We start from the raw sequence: 24,655 nt of genomic DNA, 5'->3' as shown, positions 1-24,655 counted from the left end.
AGAGCCGTCCTACACACGCACGATGACTTTGGAGCGCCGCGTCCCGTTGATCGACGGGCTTTCGATCGGGCGGCTCATTCCGCAGACGGCCCGATGAAGCCCGAGCCGCTGGGTGTAGCGGGCGCTCCGCATAGCCGCTTCGTCTATCTCCGTGTCCGGGACGTCCGGATTGATGCGCAAATAGCCGATCGCGCTCTCGCCAAACCCGTTAGGGGGCATCATTGCCACGCCTTGTTCAAGGACGAGTCCCTTGGCGAAGTCATAAGCCGACCTGGATCTCGACCCTTTACGATTGTGCGCGATGATTTCGTGATTCCCTAGTGCGAAAGGCGAAGTAGCCACTTTGGCATATCTTTGCGCAGCACGCGCCTTAAGACGGTTGTGGCTGCTGCTGCTGTTACCTCGTACAGTTGATGGTTTGTATCCGCGATGTTCATCGAAAGATCACCGTGCGATCGCCATTCATAAAAACCCGATTTTCCGTGTGCAACTTGACGGCCCGCGCCAAAACAGCGGCTTCGACGTCTCTTCCGATTGCCGAAAGATCGTCTGGGGTGAGCGAATGATCCACCCGGAGCACATCTTGCTCAATGATCGGGCCTTCATCCAAGTCTGCCGTGACGTAGTGAGCCGTCGCCCCAATCAACTTAACCCCTCGTGAGTGGGCTTGATGATAAGGGCGGGCGCCTTTGAAGCTCGGCAGGAAAGAGTGATGGATATTTATGATCTTGCCGGGCATTTTTTGGCATATATTGTCCGACAACACCTGCATGTACCGCGCCAGGACAATGAGCTCGATCCGCTCCTGCTCAACGAGGTCGAGGAGCTTTGCCTCTCGTGCGGACTTTGTATCCGCACTAATGGGGATATGATGAAACGGAATGTCATAGGATGCGGCTAGCCGGTAGAAGTCCCGGTGATTCGAGACTATCAAGGGGATTTCGACCGCAAGCGTGCCGGTTGCGTACCGGAACAGCAGGTCGTTTAGACAGTGCCCCGCTTTCGATACCATGACCAAGAGTCGAGGTTTCACATTGCAGTCATGGAATTCCCAGCTCATGCCAAACGACGCGCCGACTTGGGAAAATTCTGACCGGATACCCTCAAGCGAGATGCGGGGCGCATCAAATGTTACGCGCATAAAAAGCCTTCCGACACTGCTGTCTGAGAACTGAGCACTGTCGCGGATATTACAGCCGTGTGCGGCGAGAAAGCCCGATACGGCGTGGACGATCCCAATGCGCTCCGTGCATGAGAACGTCAGGATGAAATCGGGGCGCTGGGCGCGAACCTTGGAAGGTGCGTCGGCAAAGGACCTCTGTGTTTCGGCATGAACGGTGCGAGGCTCGGTGACAGCGCTTGCTGTAGTCATGACAGTTTAGACTCTTCTACGAGGCTGCGGCCGAGACGAGAGTACGCTCCTCAACATCCTTTACGCGATTGTTGTTGGGATCGTAAAACGGGCGTAGTGATGCCTGCGCGGGAATACGCAGCCCGGCGACCTCGACCTCGAATCGCCCGCTCTTCAGGAACGATGCATCGACAATGCCGTTCGAGTTGTGGATAAATCCTAATCCCAAGCACGTGCCGATCGTGTGTCCGAACATACCTGATGTGATACGGCCAACAAGACGTCCGTCGTGCCAGATTGGCTCGTTGTGGTAGATCAGCACGCCTGGATCATTCAGCGCGATGTGGATCATTTTTCGGCGCGGCCCCGCCTCCCTCTGCCGAACTAGTGCATCTCGCCCGATGAATCCTTGCGGCTTGGACCACGCCACCGCAAAGCCGAGGCCGGATTCCAGCGGGGTGTCTTCGTCCGTGACGTCGTGTCCCCAATGGCGGTATCCCTTCTCCATGCGTAGAGAATTCATAGCATGATAACCGGCGAGGCGCATGTTGAATCCAGCGCCTTCTTCGAGAAGACGATCGTATACGTCCTGGACGAACTCGGTTGGGATGTACAGCTCCCATCCGAGTTCGCCGACGTAAGTAATGCGGCTCGCCCTGACCTTGGCATAGCCTATATCAATGAGTTGAGAACTCGCGAACGGAAATGCCTGGTTTGAAAGATCAGCATCCGTCAGTTTGCTGAGGAGCTGCCTTGATTGCGGACCCATGACACCCAGCACGGCATAGGCAGAGCTAACATCGATCGCGATGGCGTGGGCACCCTCTGGAATGTGACGTGTCAGCCAAGCAAAGTCCCTGACTTGCGTTGCCGCCCCCGTCACAATAAGGAAACGTCTCGGGCCTTCCCGTGTGACGGTGAGATCTGCTTCAATGCCGCCTCTATCATTAAGCCATTGCGTATAGACGATGCGGCCGATCGGTACGGATATGTTGTTGGAGCATATCCTGTTTAGGATTGATTCTGCATCGTCCCCTTCGAGGATGAACTTCGCAAAGGACGATTGATCAAATAGCCCAACGCCTTGTCGTACAGCCTTATGTTCCGCGGCTGAGTATTCGAACCAATTCTGACGGCCATAACTATATTGGTACCTTGCCTCTTGCCCCTGCGGCGCGAACCAGTTCGGCCGCTCCCAGCCGGCGAGCTCTCCAAAGCACGCTCCTCTCGCAAGCAGGCGATCATGCAAAGCCGAACGGCGAACCCCTCTTGCAGTGTCGGGCTGCCGAAATGGCCAATGCATGGCATACAATAGGCCGAGGGTCTCGACAGTTCGATCCCTTAGATATCGCCGATTTGACTGGAACGGCATGACCCGTCGGACATCAACGTCCCAAAGATCCATTGGCGGATGACCGTCGACAATCCAGTCGGCCAGGACCTTACCTGCTCCGCCGGCGGAGCGAATACCGATCGAGTTGAAGCCGGCCGCCACGAACAAACTCCGCACTTCCGGCGTTTCGCCCAGCATGTAACGGTCGTCAGGCGTGAAGCTTTCCGGACCATTAAAGAACAACTGAATCCCCGTGTTTGCCAATATCGGCACACGACGAATTGCCCCCTCCAGCAATGGTTCAATGTGTTCGAGGTCATCTGGCAAAGTATCGAACTCAAAGCTCTCGGAGATCCCCTGCATACCCCAGGGTTTTGCGATAGGCTCAAACCAACCGACCAGCAGCTTGCCGGCGTCTTCCTTGAAGTAGGTACAGGCATCGGCATCGCGCAGTACCGGAAGGTGCTTTCTGATCTCGGGGAGCGGCTCAGTCACGATGTAGAAGTGCTCGGCCGCGTGAAGAGGGACTGTCGTTCCGGCTTTTGCGCCAAGCTCCCTCGCCCACATGCCAGCACAATTGACAACGAATTCAGCTTCTATTTCACCGTTTTTCGTTCGCACCCCGTTGGCACGTCCATTCTTGATGAGAATGTCCGTAACTTCAGTGTTTTCAATTATCTTCGCCCCCCGGGCCTTCGCTCCCCTCGCCAGAGCCTGAGTCGTGTCGACGGGATTGGTCTGTCCATCTTTTGGAAGATGCACCGCGCCGACGAGATCTTCAGTCAACATCAAAGGCCAAAGATCGCCCGCTTCTTTCGCCGACATCACGTTGACCTCCAAGCCGAAGCATCGGGCCATTGAGGCGCCGCGACGGAGCTCTTCAAAACGCTCATGGTTGTTGGCGATTGCTAGCGATCCAATCTGCCGGTATCCGGTATTTTGTCCCGTTTCGCGCTCGAGCTCGCAGTAAAGCTCCGTCGTGTATTGAGCCAATCGTGTGAGATTGTGCGTTGCACCCAGTTGTCCGACGAGGCCAGCGGCGTGCCAAGTGGTTCCGGACGTAAGCTGCTTTCGTTCGAGCAGAACAACGTTTTTCCAGCCGCGAAGGGTCAGATGATAGGCTAGACTACAGCCCATGATCCCGCCGCCAACGATGACCACTTGAGCCGACTTTGGAAGTTCCGTCACAACCCACCTCTGCCTAATCGTGAAATTATCTCAGATTTTTTCACACATGTGAACGTGCTTTTTCACATTTAGCATGTTTTTTTTCAAGGATGTCACATCTATAAAGTGGGCCCTAGATGACGTTTCCGACGTTGGCGCTGCCGCCAGACTGTCCTTCCCCCGGGATATTGGAGCAGGCTTTCGTGCCGGCATTGCTTTGAAGTCAAAGGTTTCGATGGCTATTAGGTCGATACGCGCGGCTGACGAATGGGCAACCAGGAGCTCCGCGGCCAACGTGGACTCTGACGCCGCGTTGGGCGGGCCGATCCGTGAATTACGCAAAATCAAGAAGCTGACCTTGACCCAAGTTGCTCAGGCGGCCGGGATCTCGGTCGGCTATTTGAGCCAAATTGAGAGAAATCAATCCAAGCTGCCGATTGGAGTTTTGAAGAAGCTCAGCGACGTTCTCGGCGTCCATATGAACTGGTTCTTCAGCGGCAATTTGCAGGCCGCGGCCGATGAAAGGGAGATCATCGTTCGTAAAGCGCACCGGCGGCGCCTAACATTTACAGGGTTGGGGATCGCTGAAGAGTTACTGTCTCCCAATCTCGCCGGTCCCCTCGAATTGCTTCTGAGCACGATCGAGCCAGGTGCCGACAGTGGCGAGTACAGCCATGATGGCAATGAAGCGGGGATTTTAGTTGCTGGCCGGTTGGACCTGTGGGTGGATGGAAAGCGTTTCGAGCTTGAGGAGGGCGATAGTTTTTCATTCAACAGCACCTCGCAACATCGCTGCGCAAACCCGGGAACGGTGCCGGCAAAAGTGGTCTGGGTAATCACGCCGCCGCACTATTAGTGACTCTCATCGAGCTCGAGCAGCAAGCTGCTCAATCCATCTCGGAGAACACGGCGTAGTGTAGTCCTCGTAGCTTTGACTGAAGTTGTGATGGAGCGGCGAGCCTCCTGAACACGGCGGGTCCCTTGCGTGCCGGAATGCGGCGTGAGCCAATAGCTTCTGAGCCCAGTTTTCAGCGCCGAGTTCATAACCGGAGAAGAGAGCTTTTTTCCGGTCAGGCAGAACTGAACAGATGACTTTCTCGACCGAATTCGTATCAAGCTGGACATGCCCGTCTTGGATGGAAGCGGGTCAATTCTTGCCGCGATTGAGAGCTTAGCAGATTCCTCGGCGAGCATCGATTCGCGGGAGATCATCGATCGTAAACTGTGCCGCAGCGTCTCTCCATACTTGCACGCCACTTCCGACGCCGCGGCACGGGTAGTAGACTTACGGCCATCCGAGCTCTCTCAGTATCCGAATGCACGCGGGCGAACCGGCCGGTCTGATGAGTTGAGCCGCTCTCCACGAATGCTGCCTACAATGTACGACGCTGGTATTCCAAAAAACATTGCGCGGTGGAATACGTCATCGCAGCGGCTTTAAACGCAGGATTCACTCACCATTTGGCGCCTGATTGCATGAACCAAAGACGGCCCACTGCTAAACTTAAGACGGCGCAGGCCAAAAGGAGTTGACGGTTAAGAGTTTCTGTTTTCAAGAGACGGGCCGCAGTATGACCGACCAATTCCTCTCCGTTCTCGGCGGGCGCGATAGCTCCGAAGCTGCCGCTGTCAAACAGGCGTCTGCGACACCTCCAATGCTGCACCGTCCTGGTGCGGTGCGTTCCAACACGCGGCCTTTCGTCCGAAACGCGATTCTCGCAAGCGCTTCTCTTCAAGAATTCGCGGCAATAGGAGAATACCTTGAGCCGGTCGTTCTGAGAGAACGCACGGTGCTGCAAGAACCCAAAAGGCCCCTTGACCATATCTACTTCATAGAGTCCGGGCTCATCTCGCTGAGGATCGTCGCAGCGGGAAGCGTCCTTGAAACAGCGGTAATGGGATATCGGGGCGCGGTCGGCGCTTCGCTTTTAGCCGGAGGGCATCTTGCCACCGGTCAATCTGTTGTGCTCGTTCCCGGGAGCGCGCACAGAATTGTTGTGAAAGATTTGCGAGGCGTCCTGTCTGAGTGCTCCGACCTCCGGGAGCATTTCTTTCGGTACGCTCAAGCGCAGAACTTGCATTGCGCTCAGACCGGATTGTGCGGCGTTCGACACGATCGGCAAAAGCGGCTCGCGTGCTGGCTCTGCTTGGCTAGCGACGCCCTGAATGCTGATGTCCTGCCTATTACACATGACTACCTCTCTTCGATGTTGGGATTGCGTCGCCCTGGTGTAACGGAATCGCTAATTCGATTTGAACAGCAGGGGTTGATTCGCAAGGCACGCGGCATGTTGCACATCTGGGACAGGCAGCGCCTCGAGGAAACGGCATGCGGCTGTTACAAGCTGATTTCAAGAGCTTATGCTCCAAGTGAGACCGCAGTGTCTGCTATGGATAGCGCGTGCGACGGCGTCGAATCTCAATTCCGAGCCTTGCAGCGGCGGCCGTGAACGAGCACTTGGGCTACTAAACGGCAACTATAGTGCGGCACGGCCACATGCGGAGCCCCAATTCAAGTTGCTCTTGTACGCAGGGCCCGAGCTAGCAGTTTGGCGGCGGACGACACAGGCGCGATGTGAAGCCCGACATCACATCAATCGTTTGCTCGAGTACTTCAAGTCCAAGCTCGAGGCGGTGCGGTAGTCCCAATCACCTGCCCGTCAAGATGACGATCGAGCACGCCTGCCGCCAGGCCGCTTTTTGTCGAAACGGGAATGGGATGGATGAGGCCGGGCTTGGGGGACGCGAGCTGCATGCATTACTAAGTAGCACAACAGCAACCATGACCATGATGTATTGCCTCCTCTCCCGAGCACGAATGTGTCGAAAGCAACGGCCTCTTTGAACGGTTTAATCATTGCACGTTTGCTCATGTACCCCTGAAGCACACTTGGGCTGATTGAAGAATAGAATGTCCTTCCGCCGCGCCGCGGTGAGTTGCGGCTCCGCAACTAGTCGTCCGTTAAGAAGCCGATTGCAGCGGTGAGCGGTCGCTGATGGCTGCGATGAGGGTGGCCAGGAAGAGGCACCAAAGAACCCTCAGCCAGGCGAGGATGCGGCGGAAGTTGTGACCGACGGCAGAGAGGATGACGTTGGCGGCATCGCCGGCGCGGCCTTTGAGGTAGCAGCGGCCGAGGTGACCATCGGCCTTCAGGTGTCCGATGACGGGTTCGATGGCGGAGCGGCGGCGCAGCTCGCGCTTGATGATACCGAAGACGCCGCGCTTCTGGCCGGAGATGAAGACACGGCGCGGGTTCTGCGCGTCATGGCCGCGGTATCCCTTGTCGACATAGGCCCGCTCGATCGGACAGCCGGTGAGTGTCTCGGTGCGGTCGATGACGTCCCGCAGGGTGTGACCGTCGTACGGGTTATCGGGTAGCGCCCTGGCGTGCAGCACGAACAGGCCGCCGGGAGCACGGCGGTTGTTGGTGACGATGGAGGCTTTGACACCGAACTCGTAAGGCGCGGCTGCTTTGCCCTTGCCGATGCACTCGACCTCCGGAGCATGGAAGGAATACAGCTTCCAGCCGCGCTGGCGCTGCTGCTGCGAGCGGATCTGCGCGGCCCGGCTGAGCGGCAGGGCGAAGGCGTTCTCGAGCACAGCTCGACCTTCGATCTTGCGGCCGATATCGCGGATGATCCGGCCCAGCCGGCTGCGCAGGATGCGCAACTGCCGCTGATGCCGTTTGAATTGCTTGGCATGGGCGTAGCGGGAAGCCATCATGGCCGCGGTCTTGGCGACGCGAAGATAGGACTGCCGCAGCCTGATCCCGTGCTTCCTCGCCAGACGGTTGAGCCCCTTGATCGCCGCGTGCAGCAGCTTGGCATCGGTCGGGAAGGTGATGGCCTTTGGCTGCACCGTGGTATCGACTGTGACCCGCTTGAGGTCTTGGCCGCGTAACGCGCCGGCCTCGTGCGCCACCCGCAGGCTCTCGGCCAGCAGCAGTTCCAGCTTGTCGCCGAGCCGCTTGCGCCAGTGGCTCAGGTCCGAGCGCTCGTGCGGGAAGGCGTGCTGGAAGAACTCTTCGCCGGTGAAGTACTGGAAATATGGGTCGTGGACCCAGCGCTCGCAGACCCCCTCATCGGACAGGCCGTAAATGTGCTTGAGCAGCAGCAGCCCGATCACGAAGCGGGTCGCGATGCCGGGCCGGCCGTTCTCGCTGTAGAGCGGCGCGATCTCGCCGTCGATCCAGTCCCAATCGACCTTGCCAGCGAGCTGAACCAGCTCGTGCTTCATGTTGATGATCTGGTCCAGCCTGGCCCGGAACAGATCGCCCGATCCCGTCGTCCTGTGCTTCTTCGGTCGCATCGCCACCTCCGATGCGGCCACCGAATCATGTCTGGCGATTCGACGGAATCCTGAAAATGAAATTGCAAGGTTCCGATGCCCGAAGCATCAAAACCCTGCAATCCTAAAACACCCCGCAACCACAAATGCGATTCCAGCTCAGTCGCTTAGCCGCTCTTCACGGACGACCAACTAGGGTCAGTGCGACTGATCCAATTCCTTGGATATTGCCCCGTACAGTTGAGATCCAGGAACGACTCGTTGCGTTCTGTCTGCACGGCAGCTGCTAATACGACAGTTCGTATCGCAAGCACAGAGAACCGACAATGATGACGCGCGAACTGGGACGGCGACATTCACGTAATCGCGTCAAGTGAGCGAATCTCACATTCAGTAACCTCATCACTAAGGCGGACCGGAGGCGCGCCTCACGAATAGCGGTTGCACTGACCGCGTCTAAGATGACTGACGCGTACGAAAAGTACGATCACGAGACGCTACGGTACATATCGTACTCTTCTGAGGCGATTACATCACGCTGACTCAAAGCACACTAGCTTCTGTCCGCTTCGTACAAAGTTTTCGCGCCGCTGACTAACGCAATCTGTCAACTTATTCATGCGAGCGGCGGAATGGTCCGCGCCGCGACCTCACCGGTTCAATTTATCGGTGATGTTCGAGGAAGGCCCTGTAGGTCGAGAATGATTGGGGGCGAAGGCGGCTAATCTCCGCGGAAGCGAGACTAGTCCGTCTTGGGTTAAACAACTGGAGGGTTTTTTATGAAGATGGCGAAGAGCCTCTTTCTTGGTTCGGCGGCGGGTCTGATCGCTATGGGCGGAGCGCAAGCTGCCGATCTTCCGATGAAGGCCAAGGCGATCGAATACGTGAAGATTTGCTCTCTATATGGCGCTGGGTTCTATTACATTCCTGGTACCGACACTTGCATCAAGCTCGGCGGCTACGTGCGTGCCACAACCGTTCTTGGTTCAAATGGCATCTGGGGAGCCGCAGCCAGCGGCGTCGCTGGCGCGCACAACCGTCTGAGCAATTACTACACAAGTCAATCCCGCGCCGACCTCAGCATGGATACCCGTACCGCGACGGAGTATGGTCTCCTTCGTACCTACGCTGAACTCGCGTTCACCTGGACCGCGGGCGGCTATGGTGGTGCCGGTACAACAGCTATCAATGGCGCAACGGCATATAACGGAAGTAACCCAGCAGGAAGTGGCAGCGGTTCGATCTCCGGTGGTTCGCTCTCTGTCTACTACGCGTTCATACAGTTCGCTGGCTTCACCTTTGGTAGAGCGCAGTCGAATTTCTCTTCACCTTGGACCAACTATCCTGCAAACGGCTTCGACGGCTTGCCAGGCGGCGGCGGGTGGGAGGCTGTCAATCAGTTTGCCTATACAGCGGACTTTGGGCAGGGCATCACGGCCAGCTTCTCGGCTGAGGACCAGGTCATTCGAAATACCACAAATATTTGGAACGTGAGCGGAGCAACGGCCACGGGCCTTGCGGCCGGCACTTATGGCGCTGGCGACATTGGTGGTTCGAGGTCTCCCGATCTCGTCGCCATGCTGCGTGTGGACCAGGCGTGGGGACTTTTCCAGGCGTCTGTGGCTGCGCATGATAATCACGCTGGCTATTACGGCGCTGAAGAAACGACGGGGCATCCAAGCGACAAATGGGGCTGGGCTGGCCAGCTTGCATTGTCGATCAAGAATATCCCGACGGGTGCGGGTGACACGATCAACGTCCAGGGCGTCTATACAAACGGCGCAACCGGTTACAACTTCCAGCCGTATGCCCCCTATACCTTCGCGATGTACAGCGGCACGGGGGTCCCGGGTGCTTACCAGAGCGTCGGCATTGCCGGTCTCTCTGACTCGGTCTTCGTTGCAGGCGCGGGCCAGCAGCTGACCACGAGCTACGGATTCAACGGCGGCTACACCCACAACTGGAACCCGTACTGGAACTCGTCAATCTTCGGCGGTTGGGGGGCTGTACGGTACAACAGCACGGCGAAGGGCTACATCTGCGGCGCATTCGTCGCAACTCTTGCGCTGTCGAGCGGCGTGGCCGGTTGCAACCCGGACTTCAACTATTCGGTGATCGGCGTGGCCACGCGCTGGACGCCTGTTAAGAACCTGACCTTCTCGACCGAGGTTGCTTACGCGATGCTTGACCAGAAGTACGCGAGCGGAAGCACGGTAACCTTGCCCTTACAATCGGGTGTCGCCAAGCCGGGCGGGGTGTACGAACTGAAGGACCAGCAAAGCCTTCAGATGATGTTGCGCGTTCATCGTAACTGGTGAGTTTCATTATCTTAGCAGAAGGAGACAACAGAGGCTCAAATACATTTAGGTAGACCTCCAAGAGGCCTCCGGCATGCCCGCCGGGGGCCTTTCTATTCGCAGTACTTCGCAAACCACATTTCGATCGACTGCGCTTTCACAAGACCCGGCGCGCACGCGATGATGTACAGCCTCGCACCGATGCCTACGAGAGCCCACTAGCAGATACGGAGGCGACTTGGGCCGAAAGGTGAGCGGACCCATGCGCGGGAAAGCTCATCGCCGAGGGCGTGCGTTCTGATAGGCGAGAATCCATTCTTTCAGCACATGAGAATCACAGCCACTGGTTCTTCGCGTTACGCCCCAGACGGAGAGCGACCTGAAGGGCAGCCGACGCCGGAGCGCAGAGCCTCGAAAGCGCACGTCGCGCGCAAGCCGATGGCAAGAACATGACCACGATCCCGCTGTCACAAGGGTTGTCCCGCTTGGGCACATGAGATGGGCGAGTTTCACGATCTTTGAACGGGTCGGACGGAGAAGGGGATGCAGCGTTCCACCTGCGCCTGTTGCAGGAAGGAACGGCCGCGGCGCACTTCTTCGTAACCGTCGCTCTCAGGCCACGGCTTCGAGGCTTCAGCGCGGTAGACCCTAGGGTAGCGCACCCCATCATTCACCTTTTCCCATTTACTCTAGTGACGATGAATAGCGAGATTGCTCGCATTCTGCAGAACTTCTCCCATTTGTAGTCGATCTTTGCAGCCTTTGTGCGTTGTCGCGCCGTAGATGTGTGCCGTGTCGCGAGCTTAGATGCACGACTTGCAACATGTGAATGAGCCGCATTCTGCGCGGTTCACATCCGACGGAGGGAGCGGCTGAGGAAGAGCGGCGCAATGCCGGTCACATGTGCGACGGTCAGGTGTCTCATAAGCAGACTTGTTGGCGATGACATGGTCGCTTGGATGAAACAGGGCTGCGTGCATAGCACGGTGCCCGCGACGTCGATAGCCACTACTCGTGACCAACCGTGGGCAACTGTCCGGAATGGATAATCGGTAAAGGTGCGGCAACTACGAACAGCAGGCCGAGGCATATTCGGTTGATTGTGGGGACTAAGATCATGAAGCTAGGTGATGCGATTGCTGAAATTCTCAAGCGCGAAGGCATCGAAATTCTTTGCGGCTATCCGGTAAACCATCTGATCGAACATGCCGCAAAAGCCGACATCCGTCCCGTCATGGTGCGCCAGGAGCGCATTGGCGTTCACATGGCAGATGCGATCTCTCGGGTTACCTCGGGTGAGAAGATCGGTGCCTTCTGCATGCAACATGGTCCCGGCGCAGAGAACGCGATGGGTGGCGTCGCGCAATGCTTTGGTGAATCAGTCCCCGTGCTGGTGCTGCCGATGGGCTATCCGCGCCGGCTCGCCAACACCGAGCCCAATTTCAACTCAAGCCAAGCTATGCGGCCTTTCTCAAAATCCTCCGAGCCGATCACGCTCGCCTCGGAAGTCGCCAACATCTTCCGCCGCGCCTTCACCAAATTGAAGAATGGTCGCGGCGGACCGGTGGTGGTCGAAATCCCCACGGACATGTGGAATGAGGAGGTGCCAGAGCCCTTGAACTACACGCCGGTGCTGCGCACCCGCTATGGCGCGGATCCCGCGCACATCAAGCAAGCGGCGGCACTTCTGATCGGCGCCAAACGGCCGGTGATCTATGCAGGCCAGGGCGTGCACTATGCCCGTGCCTGGCCGCAACTGAAGCGGCTTGCCGAGCGGCTCGCGATCCCCGTCGCCACGAGTCTGGCTGGCAAATCTGCATTTCCTGAAATACATCCGCTCTCCCTCGGTTCCGGCGGCGCCGCGATGCCGCGTGCCGTGTGGAAATTTTTGGCCGAAGCTGATGTCATCTTCGGCATCGGCTGCTCCTTCACCGAGACTGATTTCGCTGTCGCCATGCCTAAGGCTAAGACAGTAATCCACTCGACGCTCGATCCCAACCATCTCAACAAGGACGTCGAAGCGAAAATTGGCCTCGTCGGCGACGCCCGTCTCGTGCTCGATGCGCTCTTGGAGGAGGTCGGCAAGAGCGTCACATCCGATCGCGATGCGCGAGTGGTGGCGGAAGCCATTTCAGCCTCGCACACAGAGTGGCTCGCAAAGTGGATGCCGAAGCTTACAAGCAAAGACGCGCCGCTCAGCCCGTATCGCGTACTGTGGGACCTTCAGCACACAGTCGACGTCAAGAACACCATCATCACTCACGACGCGGGTAGCCCGCGTGACCAGCTCACGCCATTCTGGAAGTCAGTCGAGCCGCTTTCCTATCTAGGCTGGGGTAAGACGACGCAACTCGGCTACGGTTTGGGGCTAGCAATGGGCGCGAAGCTCGCGAGACCAGACAAACTCTGCATCAATGTCTGGGGCGATGCGGCCATCGGATTTACCGGAATGGATTTCGAAACGGCTGTGCGCGAAAGAATTCCAATTCTATCGATCCTGCTCAACAACTTCTCCATGGCGTGCGAGCTAAAGATCATGTCGATTTCGACCGAAAAATATCGTTCGACCGACATCTCCGGCGACTATGCCGCAATGGCGCGCGCCTTTGGCGGCTATGGCGAGCGTATCTCGAAGGCTGAGGATATCGTGCCAGCAATCAAGCGTGGCATCGAGAAGACCCAGGATGGCATTCCGGTGCTGCTCGAATTCATCACCTGTAAGGAAAATGAGATCTCGCGCGCAGGGACTTGAGCCATGACCGACACCCTTATCTACAGGTGAGCCGCCCCGGCGAGCTCTCAGATCTGTGTTGAGTGCGCGGCTCGCCAATTGGATGAGAACGGTGTGCTTACTTTTAGCCGACAGGTGCTGCTTTCAAACCGGAACGCAGCTTGGATCGAGCGTTGGGATTAAGTGGGTTGAAACGTTCCGGGCGATTGACTCATAACGCGGGAGGTCCGCGTGAACTGGACGTGATAACCCGACGCCGGGCGGCCGGCCAGGCGAAGCCACTGAAGAATGGCGCGGAAGCGCCGAACCTTCGCGTGACTGGACGGCTCATTGCAGAAACCAAGATCAACCCGTCGCTAATGTTTTCGAACGCTTGGAGGCTGTGCTCACCGCCGATCGAGAAGTGCCGAAGTACCACATCAGGAGCACGAAGTGCGCTAGATATCTACTCGACAACCAGTATTGCTGATCGCCCTTAGACGAGCGGAAAGGTTCGAACTTGAGACAGGAAGTTCATACTGTGCCTGAATGGGATTACATCATCGTGGGTGGTGGATCGGCCGGTTGCGTACTTGCCAATCGCCTCAGCGAGGATGCGCGCGTCAAGGTACTGCTGCTAGAGGCTGGTCAGCGCGACCGATCGATGTGGATCAATATGCCGGCGGGCTACACCACGCCACAGCTCCGCAAAACCTTCAGTTGGAACTTCGAGGTCGATGACAGCGCGCACACGCAGCGAATCCCATGTACAAGCGGGCGGGGGCTGGGTGGCTCGAGTTTGGTCAACGGCATGCTCTATGTGCGCGGTCAGCCGCTCGATTACGATACCTGGAGCCAATTAGGAAATCGCGGCTGGTCATATAAAGATGTGCTGCCCTATTTCAAGCGCTCAGAACACTACGAGGGTCGCGGGCAGGAGTCGCGCGGCAAGGGCGGCCCACTGAATGTACGCGACATCAGCGAGCATCATAAGCTCGGGGACGCGCTCATCGAAGCCGCCGAGGCCAGCGGCTTTCCGCACAACCTCGACTACAATGATGGCCAGCAGGAGGGCTTTGGTTACTTTCAAACGACGATCAAAAACGGTCAGCGCTGGTCGGCGGCGCGCGCATTTCTTGACCCGGCGCGTAGCCGGCCCAACCTGCACATCAAGACCAACGCGCTTGTCAGCAGGATCCTGCTCGAGGGAAAGCGCGCCGTTGGAGTAGCTTATAGCCACTATGGCGAAATTCGGGAGGCGCGCTGCGGAGCTGAGGTAATTGTCTCTTGCGGCGCTATACAGTCGCCCGGCTTGCTAGAGCTCTCGGGCATCGGCCAGCCACAAGTCCTGAGGAAAGTAGGGATCGAAGTCTGTCACGAGTCGAACGGGGTTGGTGAGAACTATGGCAACCACTTCTATGTAAACCTAAGGTACCGCATTAACCGGCCGATCACGTTCAATGAGCGAGCCCGGGGCTTCGGGCTTTTGCGCGAAATCATACGATACTACGTCAGTGGAACCGGTCTGCTCGCTCGGCCGACAGCACTAGTCGCCGGCTTCGTACGCACCCTTCCCAGTCAGCCGACGCCCGACGTGCAATTCCACATGGCGCCCGGTACGATGGATCTAGCCCGGCCGGGACACCTTGAGAGAGACCCCGGAATGAGCGTCGCAATCAATCAATGCCGGCCCACCTCGCGCGGGTCGATACATGTTTGTTCGACAATCCCTGGTAGCGAGCCGGCCATTGAGCCGAAGTATTTATCTTCGAAAATGGACTGCGACACTACTGTGTACGGATTGCATGTCGCACGCAAGATCATGCAACACCCAGCCATCGCCAAATGGATTTCTTTCGAGATGTGTCCTGGCGATAAAGTGCAGAATTACGAAGAATGGCTTGATTACGCTCGATGTACCGGCGGAGGGCTCCATCACTTTGTCGGCACTTGCAAGATGGGCAACGATCCTATGGCAGTGGTTGATGACCGCCTGCGTGTGCGCGGCTTGGTTGGGCTTCGCGTAATTGATGCGTCGATCATGCCGACGCTTCCTTCCGGCAACACGTACGCGCCCACGATCATGGTCGCCGAGAAAGGCGCCGACATGATCAAGGAAGATGCTAATGACGACATCAGGCGAATTGGCGGAGCCTCGCCGTATCTACTGCCATTTAGCACTGCTGCTAATCATACATAGGACAGTGCTAGAGCGCCTTGAGAGGAGCGGCGTCCTCCAGCAGCCTTGTTCTTGGGGGCTTCACGGGGGGACGTCTTCGAACTATCGTCGGTGACGGCCTAGGTCACAGACCGGCAGATCGTCTGGGTGACATTCACGACCTTATCGTCAATACGAAGCGCTCGGAGCCATCTTCTGAGCTACTAACCGGCCTCACGCGGGCCGACGCGCACAAGCCAGCGAGATCACGGCCAACAGGTTCGGGCCTGCCTCTCCTCGAACGATGGCATCAGCAAATGACACGGGATCATCGCGCAAGAGTTGCCTGGGGATCGCGACCTCTATTGCTCGGCGCCGGTGCGCGGCTGATCTCGTAGAAGTTCGCAGCCAAAGACCTTCTCCTGCACTTCGTCCTTCTACGAGAGAACGGAGAGCACAAGGATCACTGAAGAACGCGCTGAGACGGCTCGGCTAACAAACCTGCAGTGCAGAGTCCGTACGGTATGCGCGGATACACGGTGCGGCGAAACAAATCAGTCCAAAAACGCTTGGCACCGACACAAGAGCCAGACTCATAACTCACGATAGCCTGACCCACGATGATGGGGAGCGGGAAACACTGATCCGCGCAACTGCGGATGACTAGCCGTTCCTTCGGGCCCTTGATCAACTCATCGACATGGGCCACCCGTTGGTGCGGTTAGCGGCGGAATGAGAGAACTGCTACTGGTTCATGGGCCGCCTTGAGGCCGCTTTCTAGTCGGGCTCGGTCATACCTGCCAAACTAGTCGGTTGTGAAGACGCGGGCATCACTGTTAAATTCTTCTTTGAACCGGAAGAATTTCGGCCAAACCGCGATGGCGGGATGATGGCACGCGAGCCGCCGGCACACGCCATCGTTCTGTGTGCAGACGAACAGTGTCAAATCCAGCGCTGGACCGCAGTCAGCCGATGTTGCCGATGCCTCCCGGCCAGCCGGGCCGAAGGAGCCACGATTACAAAAGACACGGCACCACATGGCTGTTGGCCGCCCTCGACATTGCTACCGGATGGCTTATCGCAAGTGCTACGGAGCGCACCGTGCCGCCGAGTTCCGCAAGTTCTTGGACGAGATCGAGGCGGCTGTGCCGCCCCAATTCGACGTCCATCTCGTCATCGATAACTACGCCGCCCACAAGACCCCGCTGATCCGGAATTGGCTGACTGAACGGCCGCGCTGGCTATGCACCTCACCCCCCGACCAGTTCGTCATGGCTCGATCAGGTCGAGCGCTTCTTCGGGCTTCCTACCGATAAGAAGATCAGGCGCGGCGTCTATCGCGGCGTAGCCGCCGTCAAGGCGGACATCGCCTCGTTCATCGAACGACATAACGCTGATCCCAAGCCGTTTCGTGGACCAAGTCAGCCGACGACATCCTTGCTTCGATCGAGCGGTTCTGCCGTTAAAATGACCCGATACAACGTTCCGAACTTTTGGTTCAGGACACTAGCGGCAGCTCCTCGCCGATGACGGCGCCTACCGTGCGCAACTCGCTTTCTTTTGCCATTTCCGCGGGCCGCTGCGCCTCGCGGCGCTAGCCGTCCAGATTTTTCTAAGGTCCGCGCGTTCACAGTTCGCCGTTCTTGTAGCTGCATCTAGTGAAATCCTTTGAAACCGCGGACGAGATGCACAAATTCAGCGTTGCGGCGATCGAGATTGAGCAAAAGCGGCCCGCTGGTCCGATATCGTCCATCAGGTCAAAACGGAGACGCGGGAACCAGTGGATCTGATGAAGGGCGATTGTCTACGGCTGTTGTAATCTCTCGAAAGCCAATTGTGGTCTGGTCATCGACAGCGGCGCAGTAGTTCTAGCGCCTACACGTAAGGGAGGGAAAGAGGAACGATGCCGGGCTCGAGCTTCGTGGAATTTTGTGACGTTCAGAAGACCTATGATGGCGAAACGCTGGTCGTTAAGAATCTCAACTTGGGCATCGCCCAAGGCGAGTTTTTGACAATGCTGGGGCCGTCTGGCTCTGGAAAGACGACCACGCTCATGATGCTGGCTGGCTTCGAAGCGCCCACGCATGGCTCGATCCTGTTGGCGGGTCGCTCAATCGAGAAGACACCGCCGCACAAGCGCGACATCGGAATGGTATTTCAAAATTACGCGCTTTTTCCGCATATGACTGTGCAAGAGAACCTCGCCTTCCCACTCAAGGTTCGCAAGATCGGCAAGTCAGAAACGGAGATCAGGATCAAGCGGGCGCTCGACATGGTCCGGCTCAGCGCCTACGCAGGCCGTCGGCCCGGACAGCTTTCCGGTGGCCAGCAGCAGCGTGTCGCACTCGCACGCGCGCTCGTTTTCGATCCCACACTCGTGCTGATGGACGAGCCGCTCGGCGCGCTTGACAAGCAGCTGCGGGAACGAATGCAGCTTGAGATCAAGCATATCCATGAAAATCTGGGTGTAACCGTGGTCTATGTGACGCACGATCAGGGGGAGGCGTTGACCATGTCTAACCGGATTGCCGTGTTCAATGATGGCGTCATCCAACAACTCGCCACTCCGGCCGATCTCTACGAGCAGCCGCAGAACACGTTCGTCGCTCAGTTTATTGGCGAAAACAACCGGCTGCTGGGGAACGTCGTGGCGATCAACGGTACAACCTGCAAGGTGGAGCTTCCCAGCGGTGGTAATGTGCAGGCGCTGGCGGTCAATGTCGACGCAGTTGGCCGACGGACCCTGCTGTCATTACGGCCGGAGCGAGTGAAGCTGAATCCGCCGCCCGGCTCGCTGCCCAATATTTTTAGCGCGCGGGTCACAGAGCTGATTTATTTGGGAGATCATGTGCGCTCCCGGGTTTCGGTGTGCGGCCATGACGACTTTGTGGTCAAGCTGCCGAATTCGGACTCGATGGCACAAATTGAGCCCGGCGCAGAGATCACGCTCGGTTGGAAAACGGAGGATTGTCGGGCGCTCGACGCGCCCTGATAACGAGCCGAGCCGTACTTCGAGCCAGATAGCTGAATTCGCCAACGCCGCAATCCGGCTCCATGGTGGGCAAAGAAGGAGAATGAATAATGAGAAAATCATTGATGACCGTGAGCGCTCTCGCCATAACTGGCTTGGTGGTGAGTGCGCTGATCGCGCTCAAACCTGCTTTCGCCGGCGATCAGCTGAGGATTGTTGCTGCGGGCGGAGCCCTCCAGGCAAGCGAGCGTAAGGCGCTGTTCCAGCCTTTCTCGATGGCGACTGGGATCAAGATCACCGAAGACGAATACAATTATGAGGTCGACAAGATCCGAGCCATGGTCGAAACTAAAACGGTGAGTTGGGACGTAGTCGACATCAATCAATCAGCGGCGGTAACGCTATGCGATTCGGGCGTCCTTGAAACACTCGACTGGAAGAAGCTTGGTCTTGACCGCACGAAGTTCCTGGGCGACGGCAAGTATGATTGCGGAGTGCCAACTCATGTCTCTGCGACGATTGTCGCCTATGACAAGGACAAGCTTCCGAACGGTCCGCAGACCATCGCCGACCTCTTCGATTTGCAGAAGTTCCCCGGGAAGCGCGGACTCTATAAAGATCCCTACACCAACCTGGAATGGGCGCTGATCGCCGATGGCGTCGCCAAGAAGGACGTCTACAACGTTCTCAAGACGTCCGAAGGCGTGGAGCGCGCCCTTAAAAAATTGGATACGATTAAGAAGGACGTAATCTGGTGGACAAGCGGCGCCCAGCCGCCGCAGTTACTGGCGGACGGCCAAGTTGTTATGACCTCAGCCTGGAACGGCCGGATCTATGATGCTGTCAAAAATTCTGGCAAGCATTTCGAGATCATGTGGGACGCGCAAATTGCGACATTTAATCTGTGGTCGATCCCCAAAGGCACTCCGCACCGGGACGAGGCTTATAAGTTTATTGGCTTCGCCGCTTCGCCCCAATCTCAGGCCGAGATGACGCGTTATATTGCGTACGGCACTGGCAACACCGCGGCAACGGAGCTAATTGATCCGACGATCCTGGCTGACCTTCCAACTGCGCCGGAGCATGCGGCCCAGGCCGTCGATCTTGACATCGTTTTCTGGATTGAGAAGCGCGACCAGCTGCGCCAGCGCTTTACCGCCTGGCTTGCGAAGCAGCAGTGAAGCAATCGCGGGGAGGGCTACGTCCTCCTCGTCACCTCAGGTGCACGAACAGAGAGAGAGGAATTGATGGCAACGATGGCCGTCCAAATCACGGGCACCTTTGACGGCGTGCCGCTGCGTATCAAGCTACAACGGATAGAGCGGGCACGCAAGCTGAGGGCTTTCGCGCTTGTTCTGCCTCTTCTGCTGTTCATACTGATTGGTTTTATCTTGCCTATCGGCCGTATGATGTTCAATGCGGTTCACGACGATACGCTGCTATTTCTGATGCCACGAACGATGGCCGCGCTGAGAGGTTGGGACGGAAGGGATCTGCCCGAAGAGACGGTTTACGCCGCATTGGTCAACGATTTGAAAACGTCCTGGGCGCAGAAAACCGCGGCCCGAATCGGCGAACGAATCAATCATGAGCTACCCGGCTCACGCAGCGAGGTGATATCGAGCGGCCGCGAGGTAAGCACGCTTGCCGCCGGTCCCTACAAGGGGGCGCTGATCGAGATCAACCCGCTATGGGGGCGGCACGATGTCTGGAGCCTGTTGAAGCGAGGAACGTCAGCCTTTACGGCCTTTTACCTGCTCCGAACTCTCGACTTCCAGTATGGTTTGAACGATCAGATTGTTGCCTCACCGCCAGAGAACGCGATCTTCCGCGACGTCTTCTTGCGAACCCTCGGCATTAGCATCGGTGTAACAGTCGCGACGCTGCTGCTTGGCTTCCCACTAGCCTATCTGCTGGCGACGTTGCCCCGTAAGTCAAGCAATCTTCTGATGATCATGGTCGTGCTGCCGTTTTGGACCTCCCTATTGGTGCGCACGACCGCTTGGGTCGTTCTCCTGCAGCAGCACGGCATCGTCAATGACACCTTGATGGCCCTGCACGTCATATCGCAGCCGGCGGAGCTCATCTTCAATCGGGTCGGGACGATCGTCGCCATGACCCATATCCAGCTTCCCCTTACTCTCCTGCCGATCTACAGCGTCATGAAGACGATCTCTCCAAACTACGTCCGAGCGGCCCGCTCGCTCGGCGCAGGTCCTTTCTACGCGTTCTGGAAAGTCTACTTCCCGCTGACCCTACCAGGAATTGGTGCCGGCTGCCTCCTAACCTTCATTTTATGCCTGGGATACTACATAACCCCCGCACTGGTCGGCGGGCCGGCTGATCAAATGGTTAGCTCATTTGTTGCCTACTATACGAGCGAATCGCTCAATTGGGGGATGGCCTCAGCGCTCGGCGCCATCCTGCTTATTATGACGCTGCTACTGTATTATGTTTTCAGCAAGTTGGTTGGCATTGAACGGATCAAGATGGGATGAGAACGATGACTGCTTCCGTCTACGCCACTCCAATGGAGAAGGGCTGGTATTATCTCCACCGGCTGCTATGCGGGATGGTGCTGCTGTTTCTAGTCGCGCCAATCCTCGTGATCATCCCACTCTCTTTTAACTCTGTGCCGTTCTTTACTTATCCCATGCCAGGCCTGTCGCTGCGGTGGTATGAGGAGTTCTTCCTGACTGAACGCTGGCAGGGGGCACTCCACAACTCACTCTTGGTTGCCGTTTCCGTCACGCTTCTGTCGACCTCTTTGGGAACATTGGCGGCGCTCGGACTCAACCGCCCGCAATTCCCATGGCGAACGCCAGTGATGAGCGTGTTGATCGCGCCGATCATTGTACCGGTCGTGATCACCGGGGTCGGGCTGTATTTCTTCTACGCCGATGTCGGGCTGCTCAACACCTTTCTTGCGCTGATCTTGGCGCACACCACGCTGGCTACGCCCTTCGTCGTTATCACTGTCAGCGCAACTCTGATAGGCTTTGACCAGTCCCTAATCCGCGCCGCCGCCGGACTCGGTGCTCCGCCAATCACTGTCTTCTTCAAGATCACCTTGCCGCTCATACTGCCAGGAGTAATCACAGGCGCGCTCTTCGCCTTCATCACCTCCTTTGATGAGGTGGTGGTCGCGCTCTTCGTCTCGAGCGCTGAGCAGCGCACCTTGCCGCGGGTTATGTTTTCGGGGATCCGCGAGTCGATTAGTCCGACCATCACTGCCGCCGCCGCGGTGCTGATCCTGTTCTCCCTCACCGTCCTGACCACGATCGAACTGCTGCGGCGGCGCTCCGACCGCCTGCGCGGTATACGCAATGCCTGAGCGCCTGCCGATCGCATGCAACACCGGCTGGAAGAGAGCGCCCTTTGCACCTAAGTTGCCGAAGAAACGATCTCGTTGCGCAAAACGTTCTCCCGCCATGCCTAGTCGACACTGGACGCGCCTGCAGTTAGTTGTCGCGATGCTAGCCTTAGGTCGAGTGAATTCGAGGAGCGGATCAACTGCTCTGATGCCGCCTCGGTGTAGGGACTGACACGAGTCTCTCCATAGGAGAAGCAAATACGGCATTGGAGTTCGGGCGATCCCCCGATTCTTCAATAACCTGCAAAGTGCGCCAAGCGGTTCAGTTCGGCAGCACTCGCTATCGTTTCATATAGAACCGACATCCTACTCGTCCGTCATGCCGATGCCGCCCTGCATCTGAATGCCTTCCTGAACAGCGAGCGCGCTAGCCATGCCTGTCACAACGTTGGCCATCATCACGGGCTGTTCGGATTGACCGTCGTCACCGTCGAGAGGCTGCTGGGCCTTGAGCACGGCGGCGCGCGCGACCTCCATCTCCGCGTAAACGTGAGCGGCCCGGAGTTGCGGCGCTTGGAACGAACCAATCAGACGCCCGATTTGCATTCTCTGTGCGAGGTAATCGATAGTCATGTCCAGTGCGCGGGAGCCCCACGCGCATCATTTCAGCCGCGGCCCCGAGGCGCGCTAGGCGTTTTTGTCTGGCCCTTGGATCCGTCATCTACGGCGCCATGGCTGAATCTGCTGCGAGCTCCACGCCACCGAACTTCAGACGTGCGGCGATCCTTGCGTCGACCAGCCTCTCGCGTGAGATTCGCCGCGTCGCTTTCGACGAGGAGAAGAGGGTGACCCCCCAGCTCCTCGTCGTATAAACCGGCGGTCCGCGCCGCCACGATCAAAAAGTCAGCCATGTGGCCGAACGTCACAAAATGTTTCTCGACGGTCAGCCGAAGCCACCGCCGGCCCGCTCGACCTTCAAACGCATCTGCTCGGGCCGATAACGTGCCGACTCGTCGACGGCAACTTGCTCTGCGTAGCGATGTGGCTCCTCAGCATCGGATGCTCCAGTCGGAGAGAGCAGGTAATTCAGCGCTTGTTTATTCACCAACAAGGGCTCTTTTTTGTCCTTACGTTGTCGAAAAGGTTTCGCAGAACGGCGACTATCCCGAGATCAGCTCGATCGGCTTGACTGAAGCACCAGGGGTTTCCATATCGAAGAGCAGGAACGAGATGCCGTTCTGTTTGCTTGTATCAGTTCGCACGAGGCAAAAGATCCAGTCCGCCTTGTTCGGCGTTGCTGCTCCAAATCTTCTGGCTGTTTGCGAGGAAGTAGTCGGTTATCCTCTGCCCGGGGTCGCCAGCGAGGCGAGGTCGGAGCCGGCGCCTGGCTGGCACCACTGGATTTCGAAGAGCGTGCCACTGTTGACCGACCTTGAGTCTTGGCTGCGGGCAGAAACTGCCTGGCTCTCGCGTTCGTCCAACGTGATTAGGCCGATCAACTATCTGCTCAATCGTTGGGAGGGGGCTTTGCCCGCCTTGTCCACGACGGAAGGATCTGCATTTCGGATGGTGTTGAGAAGCCCTATAGTCAGTTCAAGGCGGCTTTTTTGGCTTCTCCTTCCAGGCCGCCACGCTCCGCTCGTACGCCTGCTCGACGCGTGCGACATCGCGAGCTTCCCGGTCACGCAGTTCCTTGATCCAGTAGTCCCGACCCGGGCCAGCCTTGCCATAGGCACGAGGCGCTCCAGCCTTGAGTGCCACCTTCCAGAGTTTCATCGCTGTGAACGCCGGTCGTGCGTAAGCATAATCTTTCCCGGTCGTCAGGACGTGCCAGATCATCGCTGCGAGCTTACGTGCCGTGCTCGACGGCGCGACTCCAGGCCCATGCTTCTTCTGCATGGGGTTGAAGAAGGCCCGCAGCGGCCCCGGCGCCGTCATGGCCGATCAGGCCGCTTCAACCAGCATCTTGCGGGCGTCACGATTGCCCTGTTTCGAGATACGACCATGTCTTGCCGGATGATCTCCCGATTGCCGAACTCGAGGGGTCAAACCGAAGTAGCTGCTGAGCTTATCCGGTGACTGGAAGCGTGCGATGTCGTCGATGGGGCCAGTACACTCGATGCGACGACCGAACTCACGCCGGGGATCGTCATCAGCTTGAGAGCCCGTGGATCGTCCAGAGCCTGCTGGGCCACGACTTTGTCGATTTCCGACAGTTGCTTCGTCACGCGTTCGAGTTCCGTGATAAGACGCTGGAGCATCGCACGCTCCTCCGATGGAAGAGGCAGATTCTCGTTGTGCTGCAACCACATGGCCTCAGGTACGCAACGGCATGTCTGCGACTTCGATCATTTGACGGCACGTTGGCCCCCTTTCGCTTAAAACGTTGTTCACCCTTGGCCGAAGTGCCTAGGGACACCCATCCGGACAAAGTGGTCAAAGGCGACAAGCTTGATTGATCTGCCCCAGGAACGTGCGAGCGACGATGCCGCCAGTCTGGTTTTCTCAACACCAAGGCAACTCGACCTTCAAGTATCCCTTTTTGCGGAGGCAGCATGGCTAAGGGCAACAACTGTTCGCGTTGACGCCTCATCAATCAACAAGACCGCTCCAGACAGGGCGTGCGGCTCGGCTAAAGCTTCCTGCAACCAATAGCCCCCTGTAAAAGCCTTCGGTTAGCGAGCCTGCAATGCCGATCTTCGGTTGATGCGCGGCAGTCTTCGATCGTGTCCCTGAGCGTGGTGTAACTGGCGGTGGGACACCGCGTTCGCCGGCAAGAGCCGGACTGGTCAGCTGGCGATAGCCGGGAGGCTGACGGTTGGATCATCGCTCAACGGCGCGATGGTTCCCAGCGTCATGTAACGGGCGCGCTGGACGGCCTATTCGTCGTTCTGTTCGAGCAGGATCGCGCCGATGAGGCGGACGTATAGCGCGACAATCAGGATGAGAGCGCGTATTGCCTCATGTACTGATGCTCCCGGGTGCGATCGGTTGCCTCATTTATTTTGCTCCTGGCTTGAGTTGAGGAGGAGGCCGGGTGCGGAGATGGCCGGGGTTTCGGAGCGCC

General features: G+C 57.7%; 18 protein-coding genes and 3 pseudogenes. 10 read left to right on the top strand and 11 right to left on the bottom strand.

Going from position 1 to position 24,655, the window contains the following annotated elements:
* Window positions 1-9 precede the first annotated feature (9 nt).
* The 3 genes from P6U27_RS30810 to P6U27_RS30800 all read right to left on the bottom strand — a co-directional run bounded on the left by P6U27_RS30810 (window position 10) and on the right by P6U27_RS30800 (window position 3,872).
* Window positions 10-222: a hypothetical protein gene (locus P6U27_RS30810; protein WP_407193117.1), complete on the bottom strand. Its 213-nt coding sequence runs from the start codon at window positions 220-222 to the stop codon at window positions 10-12.
* Between the two features lie 211 nt (window positions 223-433).
* Window positions 434-1,372, bottom strand: a complete 939-nt coding sequence (gene purU / locus P6U27_RS30805) for a formyltetrahydrofolate deformylase (protein WP_407193116.1) — start codon at window positions 1,370-1,372, stop codon at window positions 434-436.
* 16 nt (window positions 1,373-1,388) lie between these two features.
* Window positions 1,389-3,872: an FAD-dependent oxidoreductase gene (locus P6U27_RS30800; protein ID WP_407193115.1), complete on the bottom strand. Its 2,484-nt coding sequence runs from the start codon at window positions 3,870-3,872 to the stop codon at window positions 1,389-1,391.
* Between the two features lie 274 nt (window positions 3,873-4,146).
* On the opposite strand from P6U27_RS30800, the gene P6U27_RS30795 reads away from it, so the two are divergent.
* Window positions 4,147-4,707 (top strand): helix-turn-helix domain-containing protein, encoded by a 561-nt coding sequence (locus P6U27_RS30795; RefSeq protein ID WP_407193114.1) that lies wholly within the window; start codon window positions 4,147-4,149, stop codon window positions 4,705-4,707.
* Between the two features lie 715 nt (window positions 4,708-5,422).
* Entirely contained in the window at window positions 5,423-6,301 is an 879-nt protein-coding gene (locus tag P6U27_RS30790; RefSeq protein WP_407193113.1) for a Crp/Fnr family transcriptional regulator, read from the top strand.
* Between the two features lie 512 nt (window positions 6,302-6,813).
* Here the strand turns inward: P6U27_RS30790 and P6U27_RS30785 are convergent.
* Window positions 6,814-8,160, bottom strand: a complete 1,347-nt coding sequence (locus tag P6U27_RS30785; protein WP_407193112.1) for an IS5 family transposase — start codon at window positions 8,158-8,160, stop codon at window positions 6,814-6,816.
* A 758-nt stretch (window positions 8,161-8,918) separates the two neighbouring features.
* On the opposite strand from P6U27_RS30785, the gene P6U27_RS30780 reads away from it, so the two are divergent.
* From P6U27_RS30780 to P6U27_RS30750, 7 genes are all read left to right on the top strand, one after another.
* Window positions 8,919-10,457, top strand: coding sequence for a porin (locus P6U27_RS30780; RefSeq protein WP_407193111.1), 1,539 nt, complete (start codon window positions 8,919-8,921; stop codon window positions 10,455-10,457).
* Window positions 10,458-11,553: 1,096 nt separating this feature from the next.
* Window positions 11,554-13,188 (top strand): thiamine pyrophosphate-requiring protein, encoded by a 1,635-nt coding sequence (locus P6U27_RS30775; protein WP_407194506.1) that lies wholly within the window; start codon window positions 11,554-11,556, stop codon window positions 13,186-13,188.
* Window positions 13,189-13,666: 478 nt separating this feature from the next.
* Window positions 13,667-15,346 (top strand): GMC family oxidoreductase, encoded by a 1,680-nt coding sequence (locus P6U27_RS30770; RefSeq protein WP_407193110.1) that lies wholly within the window; start codon window positions 13,667-13,669, stop codon window positions 15,344-15,346.
* Between the two features lie 1,861 nt (window positions 15,347-17,207).
* Entirely contained in the window at window positions 17,208-18,296 is a 1,089-nt protein-coding gene (locus P6U27_RS30765; protein ID WP_407193109.1) for an ABC transporter ATP-binding protein, read from the top strand.
* Between the two features lie 89 nt (window positions 18,297-18,385).
* On the top strand, window positions 18,386-19,456 hold the full coding sequence (locus P6U27_RS30760; RefSeq protein ID WP_407193108.1) for an ABC transporter substrate-binding protein: 1,071 nt from the start codon (window positions 18,386-18,388) through the stop codon (window positions 19,454-19,456).
* 66 nt (window positions 19,457-19,522) lie between these two features.
* Window positions 19,523-20,773, top strand: a complete 1,251-nt coding sequence (locus P6U27_RS30755; protein WP_407193107.1) for an ABC transporter permease — start codon at window positions 19,523-19,525, stop codon at window positions 20,771-20,773.
* A gap of 5 nt (window positions 20,774-20,778) precedes the next feature.
* Window positions 20,779-21,609 (top strand): ABC transporter permease, encoded by an 831-nt coding sequence (locus tag P6U27_RS30750; RefSeq protein WP_407193106.1) that lies wholly within the window; start codon window positions 20,779-20,781, stop codon window positions 21,607-21,609.
* Window positions 21,610-21,954: 345 nt separating this feature from the next.
* On the opposite strand, the gene P6U27_RS30745 is transcribed toward P6U27_RS30750, so the two are convergent.
* From P6U27_RS30745 to P6U27_RS30735, 3 genes and pseudogenes are all read right to left on the bottom strand, one after another.
* Window positions 21,955-22,221 (bottom strand): acyl-CoA dehydrogenase family protein, encoded by a 267-nt coding sequence (locus P6U27_RS30745; protein WP_407193105.1) that lies wholly within the window; start codon window positions 22,219-22,221, stop codon window positions 21,955-21,957.
* A 310-nt stretch (window positions 22,222-22,531) separates the two neighbouring features.
* Entirely contained in the window at window positions 22,532-22,693 is a 162-nt protein-coding gene (locus P6U27_RS30740) for a hypothetical protein (protein ID WP_407193104.1), read from the bottom strand.
* 58 nt (window positions 22,694-22,751) lie between these two features.
* A pseudogene (locus P6U27_RS30735) lies at window positions 22,752-22,991 on the bottom strand (acyl-CoA dehydrogenase family protein); the annotation flags it as partial.
* Between the two features lie 4 nt (window positions 22,992-22,995).
* Here P6U27_RS30735 and P6U27_RS30730 point away from each other — a divergent pair.
* Window positions 22,996-23,156: pseudogene (locus P6U27_RS30730) on the top strand (transposase); the annotation flags it as partial.
* Between the two features lie 25 nt (window positions 23,157-23,181).
* On the opposite strand, the gene P6U27_RS30725 reads toward P6U27_RS30730, so the two are convergent.
* From P6U27_RS30725 to P6U27_RS30710, 4 genes and pseudogenes are all read right to left on the bottom strand, one after another.
* Window positions 23,182-23,526, bottom strand: coding sequence for a hypothetical protein (locus P6U27_RS30725; RefSeq protein WP_407193103.1), 345 nt, complete (start codon window positions 23,524-23,526; stop codon window positions 23,182-23,184).
* Window positions 23,527-23,532: 6 nt separating this feature from the next.
* Window positions 23,533-23,637, bottom strand: coding sequence for a transposase (locus P6U27_RS30720; protein WP_407193102.1), 105 nt, complete (start codon window positions 23,635-23,637; stop codon window positions 23,533-23,535).
* A complete protein-coding gene (locus P6U27_RS30715; RefSeq protein WP_407193101.1) occupies window positions 23,634-23,849 on the bottom strand; it encodes a hypothetical protein in 216 nt (71 codons plus the stop codon). The genes P6U27_RS30720 and P6U27_RS30715 overlap by 4 nt, the downstream gene beginning before the upstream one ends.
* Before the next feature lie 528 nt (window positions 23,850-24,377).
* Window positions 24,378-24,521, bottom strand: a pseudogene (locus P6U27_RS30710) (IS256 family transposase); the annotation flags it as partial.
* Window positions 24,522-24,655 lie beyond the last annotated feature (134 nt).

The sequence above is a fragment of the Bradyrhizobium sp. STM 3566 genome, assembly GCF_045571445.1.
Lineage (GTDB): Bacteria > Pseudomonadota > Alphaproteobacteria > Rhizobiales > Xanthobacteraceae > Bradyrhizobium > Bradyrhizobium vignae.
Note: the sequence above shows the minus strand (reverse complement) of the source record. Positions and strands in the feature narration are given on the sequence as shown.

Excerpts from the sequence above, each read along its gene's own strand:
- P6U27_RS30810 (WP_407193117.1), bottom strand. The coding sequence starts at position 222 with ATGATGCCCCCTAACGGGTTTGGCGAGAGCGCGATCGGCTATTTGCGC.
- purU (WP_407193116.1), bottom strand. The coding sequence starts at position 1,372 with ATGACTACAGCAAGCGCTGTCACCGAGCCTCGCACCGTTCATGCCGAA.
- P6U27_RS30790 (WP_407193113.1), top strand. The coding sequence starts at position 5,423 with ATGACCGACCAATTCCTCTCCGTTCTCGGCGGGCGCGATAGCTCCGAA.
- P6U27_RS30785 (WP_407193112.1), bottom strand. The coding sequence starts at position 8,160 with ATGCGACCGAAGAAGCACAGGACGACGGGATCGGGCGATCTGTTCCGG.
- P6U27_RS30780 (WP_407193111.1), top strand. The coding sequence starts at position 8,919 with ATGAAGATGGCGAAGAGCCTCTTTCTTGGTTCGGCGGCGGGTCTGATC.
- P6U27_RS30775 (WP_407194506.1), top strand. The coding sequence starts at position 11,554 with ATGAAGCTAGGTGATGCGATTGCTGAAATTCTCAAGCGCGAAGGCATC.
- P6U27_RS30765 (WP_407193109.1), top strand. The coding sequence starts at position 17,208 with ATGCCGGGCTCGAGCTTCGTGGAATTTTGTGACGTTCAGAAGACCTAT.
- P6U27_RS30760 (WP_407193108.1), top strand. The coding sequence starts at position 18,386 with ATGAGAAAATCATTGATGACCGTGAGCGCTCTCGCCATAACTGGCTTG.
- P6U27_RS30755 (WP_407193107.1), top strand. The coding sequence starts at position 19,523 with ATGGCAACGATGGCCGTCCAAATCACGGGCACCTTTGACGGCGTGCCG.
- P6U27_RS30750 (WP_407193106.1), top strand. The coding sequence starts at position 20,779 with ATGACTGCTTCCGTCTACGCCACTCCAATGGAGAAGGGCTGGTATTAT.
- P6U27_RS30745 (WP_407193105.1), bottom strand. The coding sequence starts at position 22,221 with ATGACTATCGATTACCTCGCACAGAGAATGCAAATCGGGCGTCTGATT.
- P6U27_RS30725 (WP_407193103.1), bottom strand. The coding sequence starts at position 23,526 with ATGACGGCGCCGGGGCCGCTGCGGGCCTTCTTCAACCCCATGCAGAAG.
- P6U27_RS30715 (WP_407193101.1), bottom strand. The coding sequence starts at position 23,849 with ATGCTCCAGCGTCTTATCACGGAACTCGAACGCGTGACGAAGCAACTG.